The sequence below is a fragment of the Arthrobacter sp. Y3223164 genome, from assembly GCF_059091005.1.
On record NZ_JBNHGF010000469.1, the window covers coordinates 1 to 1866 of the forward strand.

Genomic DNA, 1866 nt, shown 5'->3' on the forward strand with positions numbered 1-1866 from the left:
CAGGTTGACCGCGCGCCCGTCCCGTGCCAGCAGGCCGATGGGCTGGATGCGGGTGGCCCTGTCGATGCCGGCGTGCTGTTCCAGCACCCGCGCCGCCAGTCCGCCGCCGGCCACCAGCGAGCATTCGGACAGGTCGGCGGGTACCACCGCCAGGAACTGGTCCGGCGCGTACCGGTTGCCGTAGGCCACCAGGATCTCGTCGCGGACGAACATTGCCTGCCGCCGTGAGGCCGGGCTCTCCAAGCGGGTGTGCTTGCCGATCTCGACCACCCGGGCCAGCACCACGTCGCCGGCGGCCGGGGCGGCCTGGAGCAATTGGTAGCCGGTGGCGTCGAGGCAGAGGCGCTCTGCCAGGAACCGGGTGGTGTACGCCTTCTTGGCCCGGCGCAGCCGCTGCGGGTCCACCGGAGCGGCCGCCGGGCCGAAAAGCTCCTCGGCCGCACCGACGGCCGATGCGGCAACGGAGAAAACCTCCGCCGCCGCGCCGGCCGCCGGTGCTGCAGGGGTGCCGAGTGCTTTGAGTCCTGTTGTTCCAGCGGTGCCTGCGGGGAAGTCTGTGATGGTCATGGCCTGCTCCTTGGTTGTTGGGTGCGTCAGGAATGAGTCAACACATCCGCGATGAAACGAACATGACAGCCGCATGAGGGCTTTCTCATGAACCGTTTACCCTGCGGTTACCCGCGCTCCCCGCGCCGTTCAGTCCACCGCGCCTGAAAGTCCCCCAGCTTCCGGAAGCCTCATCCGGGCCGGCGCGGACCGCCGCCGGGCTATGGTTGATCAGGGGACACGTCACTGTGGGAGCCGTCCCGTCCACCGGGCAAGAAGGGGAAGAGTGCTGGCACTGGTACGTCACGGGCAGACCGACTGGAACGCTGAGGGCCGGCTGCAGGGGCATACGGATGTGCCGCTCAACAGCGTGGGCAGACGGCAGGCGCTGGACGCCGGCGGCTGGCTCGCCGAGAGCGATTGGAACGTCCTCGTGTCCTCGCCGTTGCACCGCGCGATGGAGACCGCCCGCCTTATCGGCAGCCGGGTGGGACTGGAGTTGGCGGAAACCGTGCCGGACCTCTCGGAGCGCGACTACCGCGGAATCGAAGGCACCGTGCTGCGCGGCCTGGAACGGCCGGAGATCGACGCGCTCATGCGGCAGGCCGAGCCCGAACGCAAGGTGGCCGCGCGCGGCGTCGCCGGCCTGCAGGAAGTGCTCCGCACCTACCCGGGCCGCAACATCATCGTGGTGGCCCACGGCACGATCCTGCGGCTCACGCTGAATCTCCTCCACGGCACGCCGCGGGGCTACATCGCCAACGGTGAGACCGTGCGGTTGGATCCCGACCTGGTGCTCGGCTACCGGGCGGACCCGGACCAACTGGCCGCCGCGCGCTTCTGACCGGACCGGTGCTCGGGTTCCAGCCGCCAAACGGTGACGGGGCCGAACGGGTGATGGGGGCAGGCCACCAGCTGCCGTGGAGCGGCCAGGTTCCTAGCTCCCGTCCAGGTGCCGGTGCAGGACGGCCGCCGCATGCGCGGACAGTTCCTCCCGCGGTGCGCACCAGTCCACCCAGCGGTGCAGGAAGGCGGTCACCTCGCCCGGGTCAACCGGCTCCAGTCCCCCTTCGGCCAGCACGGTTTCGCTGATCAGATCCAGCTTGACCGGGCTCACCCGGGTGAGGCGTCCGCCGTCGTAGTCCCAGCCGTAGCCGAGAACCAGGTTCAGCATGGCGCGTTCGGCGGGCGAATCGCGCCCGGTCTCCCGCACATAGCGGGCGGCCGTCTCCTCGATTTCCTCCTGGCGGAGCGCCTCGAGTTCTTCTTCCCGGACAGGCCCTGGTTCGCCGCCGCCGGACGGCAGCGCGCCGGCGGCGG

At 70.4% G+C, this 1866-nt stretch carries 2 protein-coding genes and 1 pseudogene; 1 reads left to right on the plus strand and 2 read right to left on the minus strand.

Going from position 1 to position 1866, the window contains the following annotated elements:
* Positions 1-567, minus strand: a pseudogene (locus tag AC5RUJ_RS15475) (hypothetical protein); the annotation flags it as partial.
* A 265-nt stretch (positions 568-832) separates the two neighbouring features.
* Between AC5RUJ_RS15475 and AC5RUJ_RS15480 the strand changes: the two are divergent.
* Entirely contained in the window at positions 833-1390 is a 558-nt protein-coding gene (locus AC5RUJ_RS15480) for a histidine phosphatase family protein (RefSeq protein ID WP_494129045.1), read from the plus strand.
* Between the two features lie 93 nt (positions 1391-1483).
* Here AC5RUJ_RS15480 and AC5RUJ_RS15485 read toward each other — a convergent pair.
* On the minus strand, positions 1484-1866 hold a 383-nt coding region (locus AC5RUJ_RS15485), incomplete at its 5' end, for a hypothetical protein (RefSeq protein WP_494156156.1).